This is a genomic window from Herbaspirillum sp. B65, assembly GCF_000333555.1.
Classification (GTDB): domain Bacteria; phylum Pseudomonadota; class Gammaproteobacteria; order Burkholderiales; family Burkholderiaceae_D; genus Herbaspirillum; species Herbaspirillum rubrisubalbicans.
In genome coordinates this window covers 1-881 of the sequence record NZ_BADI01000172.1, presented here as the reverse complement: position 1 = coordinate 881, position 881 = coordinate 1, and the positions used below count along the sequence as shown (strand labels likewise).

The 881-nt window shown below is 67.4% G+C and carries 1 protein-coding gene and 1 pseudogene; one reads left to right on the top strand and one right to left on the bottom strand.

The window, feature by feature from the left end; genetic code table 11:
- Positions 1 to 168: 168 nt before the first annotated feature.
- Positions 169 to 558 (bottom strand): hypothetical protein, encoded by a 390-nt coding sequence (locus I5W_RS04310; protein WP_044528314.1) that lies wholly within the window; start codon positions 556 to 558, stop codon positions 169 to 171.
- 90 nt (positions 559 to 648) lie between these two features.
- Here I5W_RS04310 and I5W_RS04305 point away from each other — a divergent pair.
- Positions 649 to 881, top strand: a pseudogene (locus tag I5W_RS04305) (putative sulfate exporter family transporter); the annotation flags it as partial.

The window sequence follows — 881 nt, the reverse complement described above, 5'->3', positions numbered from 1 at the left end:
GCAGCCCCCCAACTGTCACCAAATAGGGTGTCTATTGCCGATGACAAAGGGGTAAATGCCACCTTGCTGCAGCCAAGCAGACATGAGAAAGGGAGCCGAAGCTCCCTTTCTACCTTTCGCGTGGTCGATCTGCAATCGGTGGGTCATGGCTGACCCACCCTGCCGGCATCAACGGCGGGTTTCCACCTGCACCAGCGGCTCGCTCGACTGCGGCGGCAGCGGCTTGCGCTCGCGCGGCACACGCGGTGCCGGCACGATGGCCGCAGCCGCTTCCTGGGCGGCGCGCAGCTTGACCGGGTCGGTGGTGGCCAGGGTCAGGCCGGCGTGCGACAGCATCTGCTGCAGCGAGTCCCACTGGGCGCCGTTGCCGGCAGCAGCAGGGGTAGTAGCTGCGGCAGGTGCAGCAACTACCGGTGCCGGAGCGACCGGAGCCGAAGCTTCGGCAACCACGGCAGGGCTGGCTTCGACGGCATCCAGCAGGCTGATCTGCTGCGGTACCACCGGGGCCGGTGCGGCAACCACTTCGACCGGGGCTTCGGAGGCAGCCGGAGCGGCCACCGCTGCCTGCACCGGTTCGAAGGCCGGCGTCGGGGCGAAGCTGGCGTCGATGGACGGCGCCGGCGGTTCGATGGCTTGCTGGTGCGAGAACCGCTGCTCTATACGCTGCAGGCCGAACCGATGTGGGGGATGCGTCTGCCGGACTTCGGTGTCTACATCGGCTCCACCGTCCATGAAGTGGCCCAGGTCCTGGCGGCGGCCCGCTCCATCGACCAGCACACCGCCGATGTGGCCGTGATCACCAAGATGGTCCGCGTGATGATGCTGGCGCCCTTCCTGCTGATGCTGTCGATGAAGGCGGCACCGAGCGTCTCGGGTCACCA